Genomic DNA, 4,859 nt, shown 5'->3' with positions numbered 1-4,859 from the left:
GCTGTCGCGCACGTCGATCGCGGCGCTGTTCGTGATCCAGTTCATCTACGGCTGGAACCAGTACCTGTGGCCGCTGCTCGTGACCACGTCCGAAGACATGTACCCCGTGGTTATCGGCATCAAGCGCATGCTGGCCGGCGGCGACGCGGGCAACGAGTGGAACATCGTGATGGCCACGGCCCTCCTGGCCATGCTGCCGCCCGCCGTCGTGGTGGTGCTCATGCAGCGCTGGTTCGTCAAGGGCCTGGTGGACACCGAAAAGTAAAGACCAAACCGGCCCCTACCGCTCTATTCATCTGCGCTAGCAGCTACTAATTTCATAGCAAAATGGCATCCCTCTCCTTTCGCAACATCATCAAGCGCTACGGGCACGGGCCCAAGGCCAACCAGGTCATCCACGGCGTCAACGCCGAGGTGAAGGACGGCGAGTTCATCGTGATCGTGGGCCCCTCGGGCTGCGGCAAGTCGACGCTGCTGCGCATGGTCGCGGGGCTGGAGGAAATCTCCGGCGGCGAACTGCGCATCGGCGACCGCGTGGTGAACAACCTGGAACCCGCCCAGCGCGACATCGCGATGGTGTTCCAGAACTACGCGCTCTACCCGCACATGACGAACTTCGAGAACATGGCCTATGGCCTGAAGATCGCCAAGGTGCCCAAGGACGAGATCCAGCGCCGCGTGGACAAGGCCGCCAAGATCCTCGAACTGAGCCACCTGCTGGAGCGCAAGCCGCGCGAACTGTCGGGCGGCCAGCGCCAGCGCGTGGCCATGGGCCGCGCCATCGTGCGCCAGCCCCAGGTGTTTCTGTTCGACGAGCCGCTGTCCAACCTGGACGCCAAGCTGCGCGCGCAGACCCGCCTCGAAATCCAGAAGCTGCACCGCGAACTCGGGATCACCAGCCTGTTCGTGACCCACGACCAGGTCGAGGCCATGACGCTGGCCCAGCGCATGATCGTGATGAACGCCGGCAACATGGAGCAGTTCGGCACGCCCGAAGAGGTCTACCACACGCCCGCGTCCACCTTTGTGGCCAGTTTCATCGGCTCGCCGCCCATGAACCTGCTCAAGAACGCGCCAGGCGTGCAGGCCGGCACCATCCTGGGCATCCGCCCCGAGCACCTGGACGTGACCACCGGCGACGGCTGGGCCGTGACGGTGGAGACCGTGGAACTGCTGGGCGCCGAACGCCTGATCTATGGCCGCATCCATGGCGAGCAGATCATCGTGCGCGTGGAAGAAGGCGCCCACGCGCCCGCGCCCGACACCGTGATCCATGTGCAGCCGCGAGGCGACCGTTTGCACAGCTTCAACGCCGAAACAGGAAAAAGGATGTGAGCACCAGTCCTGCAAGTCCCTGGCCCTACCCGCGCTGGATCGCCCACCGGGGCGCTGGCAAGCTGGCCCCTGAAAACACACTGGCCGCGTTCCGCTTGGGCGCGCAGCACGGCTATCGCATGTTCGAATGCGATGCCAAGCTGAGCGCCGACGGCGTGCCCTTCCTGATGCACGACGCCACGCTGGAGCGCACCACGAACGGCCACGGCACCGGCGGCGATCTACCGTGGACCGCATTGGCCCAGCTCGACGCGGGCGGATGGCACTCCCGCGCCCACGCAGGCGAGCCGCTGCCCACGCTGGAAAACCTGGCACGCTTTTGCATCTCCAACGGCTACTTCCTCAACATCGAGATCAAGCCCACGCCCGGCCAGGATGAAAAAACGGGACAGGTGGTGGGCGATCTGTCCGCCCGCCTGTGGCAGGGCCAGGCCGTGCAACCGCTGTTCTCATCCTTCAAGCCCGACGCCCTGTCCGGCGCCCGCGCCACCGCACCGCACATCCCGCGCGCGCTGCTGCTGGACACGCTGTGGGACGGCTGCTTCGACGTGGCCCGCGAGCTCGGCTGCGTGGCCATCGTGTGCAACCACGCGCTGTGGGACCGCGCGCTGGTCGCGCAGGTGCGGGGCTGGGGCCTGCGCACACTGAGCTACACCGTCAACGACGAATGGGCCGCAGAGCGGCTCATCGCCCTGGGCACGGACGGCATCATTACCGACCGGGTGGACCTTTTCAGCCCCACCCGTTGACCCGACAGCGCCACCTTCGGCTTTTTTTGGCGGCAACCGCCCACACGCACTGGCTCTGCCGGCCTACAGCGCGCGCGCCAGGCTTCGGGCCGCTGCGCATGACAATCCGGCGATGTTTCTGGATTGTCTGAATTGCTTGCGGGGGGCCACTGGTCCCCGGCCTCCCCGGCCCATGCTTCGCGCCTCAGCGCGCACCTTCTCTGCCAGGGTCGCGCCGCCCCGAGCGCCGGTCGGTCCACTCCACGCCACAGCACCCCACTGGAGGCGGCTGTCCCTGCTCCTGGTCCTTGCAGTCTTTCTCACCGGCTGGGCGAGCAGCCCTGCCCAGGCCCAGGGGGCCGCCAAAACCGCATCCGCCCCCACGTCCGCGGCCAGTGCCGGCAGGCCCGCCGCCACCGACGTCCCGCTGCCCAGCGTGGACGAACTGCGCAAGCAGCTGGAGGCCGTACCACCCCAACTCGGCGAAGACGACGATGGCCGCAAGCTGCTGGGGGATGTCAACGCCATTGGCAAGGCAGCCGAAGAGATCGCCGCGCGCCGCACCGAAGAGCTGGCCGACATCGACTCCCGCCTTGCCGGGCTGGGCCCCGCGCCCGAGAAGGGCGCGCCGCCCGATGCGCCCGACGTGGCGGAGCAGCGCGCCAGCCTGGCCAAACAGCGCGCGGTGATCGATGGCGAACTCAAGCTCGCGCGCCTGATCAGCGTGGACGCCGAGCAGCGCGGCACCGAACTCATCCGGCAGCGGCGCGAGCAGTTCCAGGCGGCCCTCACCACCCGCACCGACCCTCCGCTGGGCGGCACCTTCTGGCGCTCCCTGCGCAGCGCTGCGCCCGCCGACCAGGCCCGGCTGCAATCCTTGGCCAGCGAGTTGCGCACCGCTGCCAGGGCGGCCCTGGCTCCGCCCCACCGCACCGCGTTCCTGCTCAGCCTGGCCGGGGCCCTGCTGTTGGCCGTGGCCGGTACCTGGCTGGCAGAGCGGCTGCTGGTGCGGCTGGCGCCCGCACGGCTGCCGGCCGGGCGGCTGCGGCGCTCGCTGCTGGCCGCATCGTCCATCCTGGCCTACGTGCTCCTGATCGGCATGGCAGTGCAGCTGGCCTGGACCGGACTGGAAGCAGGCGGCGCCTTGCCTGAGCGCTTGCAGGCGCTGGCCAAGGCCACCGTGCAGCAGGCGGTTTTCGCCGCCTTCATCGTGGGCCTGGGCCACGCGCTGCTGTCGCGCAAACGCAGTTCGTGGCGATTGCCCGGCATCTCCGACGAACTGGCGCAGCGCCTGAGCCCCTACCCCTGGTGGGTCGCGATCGTGGCGGCGGTCAGCGGACTGCTCACGGAGGTGAACAGCATCGTTGGCGCGAGCCTGGCGGCCGAGGTTTCGGTGCACGCGGCGACGGCACTGCTGCTGTCCGCCCTTGTCGCCCTCGCGCTGCGCCACCTGCGCGCCAGCCCTCCGGCAGGCAGCGCCGACGGGTCCGACGGCGACGGCGCCCATGCAGGCAACGCAGGCAACGCAGGCGACGCAGAGCCCGCGGAGGCCGCATCCAGGCCGCTCTGGGTGGGCCTGCTGGTGGCAGCGGCGGGCGTGGCGACGATGGCCACCGTGCTCATGGTGGTGTTCGGGTACGTCGCGCTGGCGGGCACGCTCACGCGGCAGATGCTGTGGACGGGTGTCGTGTTTGGCACCACCTACCTGCTGTTCCAGCTGGTGGACGATGTGTGCGAGGCCGTGCTCTCGTCCAAGGGCGGCTTTGGCGAGCGGCTGCATCAGGGGCTGGGGCTCGACGCGAAGCTGCTGGACCAGGCCTCGGTGCTCGCCTCGGGCGTACTGCGCGTGGTGCTGCTGTTCTACATGGCGATCGCCCTCATGGCGCCCTTCGGCACCGGACCGGACGAGGTCTTCCGACGCGGCAGCACGGTGGACCACAGCCTGAAGGTGGGCGATATCACGCTGGCACCCCAGGCGCTGCTCACCGCACTGGCCGTGGTGGTGGCGGGATTCGTGGTGATCCGCGTGCTCAAGCGGTGGCTGAGCGACCGGTACTTTCCCAACACATCGCTCGAGCCCGGCATGCGCAGCTCCATCGTCACGCTGCTGGGCTATGTGGGCGGGGTGCTGGTGGTGGCGGTGGCGCTGGCGGGCCTCGGCATCAGCGTGGAGCGCATCGCCTGGGTGGCCAGCGCGCTGTCGGTGGGCATCGGCTTTGGCCTGCAGGCCATCGTGCAGAACTTCATCTCGGGGCTGATCCTGCTGGCCGAACGCCCTGTGAAGGTGGGCGACTGGGTGGTGCTGGGCGACACGGAAGGCGACGTGCGCCGCGTGAACGTGCGCGCCACCGAGATCCAGCTCGGCGACCGCTCCACCGTCATCGTGCCCAACTCGGAATTCATCACCAAGACCGTGCGCAACATGACGGCGACCGGCGCCCCCGGCCGCGTGCTGCTGCGCCTGCCCGCGCCGCTGGACACGGACGCCGAGCGCATGCGCGACCTGATCCTGCAGGCTTTCAGGGCGCACGAGAGCGTGCTGGACAACCCCGAGCCCATCGTGCAGCTCGAAGGCATCGTGAACGGCACGCTTACCTTCCTCGCCATCGGCTATGTGAGCAACCCGCGCAACGCGGGCGGTGTGCGCAGCGACCTGCTGTTCAGCATCCTCGCCGCGCTGCGCGATGCGGGCCTGGCGCTGTCGTCGCCGGCCACGACGGCGGTGGCGCCGTACGTGCCGGCGGCCGCAGTGCCGCCGCTGCCCACCGTCAACGTGCCGCAGCCGCAGCAGGGTGG

The 4,859-nt window shown here is 69.1% G+C and carries 3 protein-coding genes and 1 pseudogene; all 4 read left to right on the top strand.

Annotated features, from left to right (window positions below):
* A pseudogene (locus MRY84_RS19950) lies at positions 1–265 on the top strand (glycerol-3-phosphate transporter); the annotation flags it as partial.
* 62 nt (positions 266–327) lie between these two features.
* The gene (gene ugpC / locus MRY84_RS19945) at positions 328–1,335 is read left to right on the top strand and encodes a sn-glycerol-3-phosphate ABC transporter ATP-binding protein UgpC (RefSeq protein ID WP_291507428.1); all 1,008 of its coding nucleotides are present in this window, start codon (positions 328–330) and stop codon (positions 1,333–1,335) included.
* Positions 1,332–2,084, top strand: coding sequence for a glycerophosphodiester phosphodiesterase (gene ugpQ / locus MRY84_RS19940; RefSeq protein ID WP_291507427.1), 753 nt, complete (start codon positions 1,332–1,334; stop codon positions 2,082–2,084). The genes ugpC and ugpQ overlap by 4 nt, the downstream gene beginning before the upstream one ends.
* 268 nt (positions 2,085–2,352) lie before the next feature.
* The coding region (locus MRY84_RS19935) for a DUF3772 domain-containing protein (protein ID WP_291507429.1) at positions 2,353–4,859 on the top strand (2,507 nt) is incomplete at its 3' end.

This window comes from Acidovorax sp. (assembly GCF_022763525.1).
In the GTDB taxonomy this organism is placed as follows: domain Bacteria; phylum Pseudomonadota; class Gammaproteobacteria; order Burkholderiales; family Burkholderiaceae_C; genus Acidovorax.
Note: the sequence above shows the minus strand (reverse complement) of the source record. Positions and strands in the feature narration are given on the sequence as shown.